Below are 1,859 nucleotides of genomic sequence, written 5' to 3' on the forward strand. Positions count from 1 at the left end.
TGGCTGGTATTATGGGCTTATAGCCCTTGATCAAACCACCCGTTAGACGGGTGGTTATGATTGTCTTCCAGCCTATAATAAAATCATAGCTTGAGAGCAAACGCTAAAAAATAGTTTAGGAGGTTGTTGCTATGACAAGGCAAACAAATAACAATTTTGAACTCCTTGACCTTGAGGCACTTGCAAACGTTGAAGGTGGTGATGGATTATGTTTGATTTGAAAAGTTATATTTTAGGGATGGTTTGCATGGCTGTTATGAGTTTTTTAGATAAGCCTATTATGTCATTTCTTGAAAAACACAAGGCTACCAATTCCGTTAAGAAGAAATCCTAACTGAGATGTCTTGTCAATTGCTGGTCTGTGAATAGCATGTGAATTATGATTGAAAATTTCGATATAAGAGAAGAGGTATTTGTAATCATGACCAAAAAACGCCTAGTGTCTCTAATGATGTCTATGGGCTTCGTCCTTGTTGCCTTACATAACTTTGGAGAAAAACTGAATTTTGGACTTCAATGCCTAAATCTTATCGGGTTATGTTTATTTCTCTTTCTTATGTGTACGGTTATCAAGGATATAAGGTCAGACAAGTAGTGACATTTATGTCACTACTTTTTTATCGGCTTCCAATCTATAATAAAATTCATAGATTATGCACAGACTAGCTAAAAACACTTTAAGGAGAAAAGTATGTTTAAAAACTCAAAACCGTATTTACTGGCTACCATTCTCATCGGAATGGGCCTCGCTAATCTATTTAGAAGCTTGGATGCAGTTCACCATACCATTAACTTGCTAGGGCTAACGGTGCTTCTTTATAGCTTACTTTTTAAAAAGTGGGTACAGTTTCAAAAGTAACCTTTGGTCACTTTGAACGTAAGATGCTTGCAAATGCTTATTTTTGATGTTCCCGAAGTAAAATTATTCTTGCTAATGATAGCGGAGATTATATTATATTTGATTGCATATCTTTGTAATAGAGAAAACAAAGATATGTATATTCGCCTATTTAAAGTATCAGTACTAATGACACTACTGTATTACATCTCCAGTAGAATTTAATCGCTAAGGGCTTACTTGAAATCTTACAGCTGTATAATAAAATACAGAGAGGAATAGAGTTAAATGTAATAGCTTATTAGGTTTGCAAGACTGACTGAGGTTATTCATAGTTTAGGTGTTTTATCATGAAGTTAAAGAATATTAGTTCGAGTGTATTGCGATCTTTTAGAACCATCACTGCTGCGTTGGCAGTTTTCCTTATAAGTATCAGCCTTTCTCTCTACAAAAGCAAGATCTCGCCAGGAACTTGGCTAGCAGTCGGAGCACTAGCTTTAGTAGTCATTTTTGTTAATGGACTGCTCTACCGTATGCTTAAGAAGCGTCCAGATTCAGTAAATCTGTTAACAATACGGCAGTCCTTCATTGTTTTTCTTGTCATCTCATTTCTTGTGCTTTGTGTAGAGTTTTACACATTACTTACATTTAGTGATACCACAGACCGCATAATGTTGGTCGTATTAATGCTTTTGTTAATTCTCTGTGATTTTCTAGCTTACTTGCAAGTCAAAAAATATTTTAAAAAATAGAAAATATAGTAACCATTTGTGACATTATTCGATTTACGTTGCATAAAAGTGTTATAATAAGAAAGTGATTCAGTAAATATGTGAAAATTAGAGGAAGATTTCCAATGATTGAAGGATGTTCTTCAGGAATTACCATTCGGGACATATAGCCACTTTTTGGGACGCTAGCTCTGATAGAGACACTTGAATGCTATACTAAAGATGTTATTGAGAGATCACACGATAAAAATTTTAGGAGGTAGTTGCCATGGCAACTCAAACAATTGAAA

At 34.7% G+C, this 1,859-nt stretch carries 2 protein-coding genes; both read left to right on the forward strand.

Translation table 11 applies throughout. The features are described from left to right. Positions 1–131 precede the first annotated feature (131 nt). Positions 132–221 (forward strand): ComC/BlpC family leader-containing pheromone/bacteriocin, encoded by a 90-nt coding sequence (locus tag ADF62_RS10890; RefSeq protein ID WP_022495887.1) that lies wholly within the window; start codon positions 132–134, stop codon positions 219–221. Between the two features lie 967 nt (positions 222–1,188). Beyond that, positions 1,189–1,590: a hypothetical protein gene (locus tag ADF62_RS11920; protein WP_003096161.1), complete on the forward strand. Its 402-nt coding sequence runs from the start codon at positions 1,189–1,191 to the stop codon at positions 1,588–1,590. Positions 1,591–1,859 lie beyond the last annotated feature (269 nt).

The sequence above is a fragment of the Streptococcus sp. 1004_SSPC genome, from assembly GCF_001069025.1.
GTDB lineage: Bacteria > Bacillota > Bacilli > Lactobacillales > Streptococcaceae > Streptococcus > Streptococcus vestibularis.

Bases quoted from the DNA above. Each gene is read 5' to 3' on its own strand.
- ADF62_RS10890 (WP_022495887.1), top strand. From the start codon at position 132: ATGACAAGGCAAACAAATAACAATTTTGAACTCCTTGACCTTGAGGCA.
- ADF62_RS11920 (WP_003096161.1), top strand. From the start codon at position 1,189: ATGAAGTTAAAGAATATTAGTTCGAGTGTATTGCGATCTTTTAGAACC.